The sequence below is a fragment of the Actinoplanes sp. NPDC026619 genome (genome assembly GCF_040638295.1).
In the GTDB taxonomy this organism is placed as follows: domain Bacteria; phylum Actinomycetota; class Actinomycetes; order Mycobacteriales; family Micromonosporaceae; genus Actinoplanes.
In genome coordinates, this window is the sequence record NZ_JBEZYA010000092.1 from 1 (window position 1) to 1,358 (window position 1,358).

At 66.6% G+C, this 1,358-nt stretch carries 2 protein-coding genes; both read left to right on the forward strand.

The window, feature by feature from the left end; translation table 11 throughout:
* Positions 1-101: 101 nt before the first annotated feature.
* Positions 102-926: an IS5 family transposase gene (locus AB0E90_RS51665; protein ID WP_360421232.1), complete on the forward strand. Its 825-nt coding sequence runs from the start codon at positions 102-104 to the stop codon at positions 924-926.
* A gap of 6 nt (positions 927-932) precedes the next feature.
* The gene (locus AB0E90_RS51670) at positions 933-1,340 is read left to right on the forward strand and encodes a hypothetical protein (RefSeq protein WP_360421230.1); all 408 of its coding nucleotides are present in this window, start codon (positions 933-935) and stop codon (positions 1,338-1,340) included.
* Positions 1,341-1,358 lie beyond the last annotated feature (18 nt).

Consider the following 1,358-nt stretch of genomic DNA (forward strand, 5'->3'; position numbering starts at 1 on the left):
AGAGGGCGGTTTGTGAGGTTTCCGTAGTTCGTCATCGCTCGATGTCGTGACCTTCGGGCTGCGCCGATGTCTGATCGGCGGGTGTGCTGGTTGAGCTGGGCATGGGCGAGCGGAAGGCGTATCCCAGTGATCTCACCGACGAGCAGTGGGCGGTGGTGGGCCCGTTCCTGCAGGCGTGGAAAGCGAAGCATCCGTCGGTGTCGGGGCATCAGGGCCGCTACTCCTTGCGGGAGATCCTGAACTCGATCTTCTATCAGAACCGGACCGGCTGTCAGTGGGCGTATCTGCCGCATGACCTGCCGCCGAAGTCCGCGACGTACTACTACTTCGCGTTGTGGCGTGACGACGGCACCGACCAGGCCATCCATGATTTGCTGCGCTGTCAGGCGCGGGAGAAGGCCGGCCGCCGGGAAGATCCGTCCGCGATCATCTTGGACACCCAGTCGATCCGCGCCGCGAACCACGTGCCGGCCGCCACGACCGGCAAGGACGCCGGGAAGAAGGTGCCAGGCCGTAAACGGGGGCTGGCCGTCGACGCTCTGGGGCTGATCATCGCGGTGGTGGTGACCGCGGCGTCGGTCACCGACACCGCGATCGGTATGCACTTGTTGGACAAGGTTGTCGAGCACACCCCGACCGTCACCCGGGCGTGGGTGGACGCCGGGTTCAAGCACGACCTGGGCATCCACGGCGCGCTGCTGGGCGTCGATATCGAGGTGGTCAAGCGGTCCGACACCAGACCCGGGTTCGTGCCGGTAGCGAAGCGGTGGGTGGTCGAGCAGGTCAACGGAACGTTGATGCTGCACCGGCGTCTCGTGCGTGAGTACGAGAGCCGCCCGGAGTCGTCGGTGTCGCGCACGCTGTGGGCCTCGGCGGCCAACCTCGTGCGCCGGTTGACCAGCACGAGCACACCGTCCTGGCGGTGATCGGGCGTGAACACCACGACCGTTCTCGACCTGATCGCCGCCCGTGAGGCGGCCGCGTCGGCTGCCCGCGACGAGTTACTCCAGCAGCAGGCCAAGCTCGCCGCCGAGGTGGCCGCCATCGACGCAGAGCTGGCCGACCTGGCCACCACCCGCCAGACGCTGACCAAGATCCTCGAAGATGAAGTGACCGCATCCGAGCCGGCCGTCATCAGCGAGCCCTACCAGCAGATCCTCGCCGTGTTCACCCCCGACCGCGGTGGCCTGCGCGCCAAAGACGTGTGCCGCGTACTCGGCATCGGCACCGAGCCCAAAGACACCGAAGGCGTCCGAGCCAAGCTGAAACGCCTGGTCAACCGACAGATCCTGACCGAGAGCCAACCCGGCCTATTCACCCTCAACCCGGAACGGACATAACCTCCCGGACCGCCCTCT